The following is a 228-nucleotide window of genomic DNA, read 5'->3' on the forward strand; positions in this document are numbered from 1 at the left end:
GTTGACGGTGATGTAGACGTGCTTCTTGTCCGGGGTGATGGACACCTGGGTCGAAGCGATATCCATGTTGATATAACCGCGGTCCAGGTAGTAGGAGCGCAGACGTTCCAGGTCACCGGACAGTTTTTCACGGGCGTACTTGTCATCGTTCTTGAAGAACGACAACCAGTTGGTGGTCTTGAGTTCGAACAGGTCGATCAGGTCTTCATCAGCAAACTTGGTGTTACC

General features: G+C 51.8%; 1 protein-coding gene. It reads right to left on the reverse strand.

The features are described 5' to 3' along the window. Positions 1-228 (reverse strand): POTRA domain-containing protein (locus tag SB756_RS36485; protein ID WP_410914138.1); only part of this gene is annotated, 228 nt, incomplete at both ends.

It is taken from the genome of Pseudomonas sp. SIMBA_068 (assembly GCF_046534705.1).
GTDB classification, from domain to species: Bacteria; Pseudomonadota; Gammaproteobacteria; order Pseudomonadales; family Pseudomonadaceae; genus Aquipseudomonas; species Aquipseudomonas putida.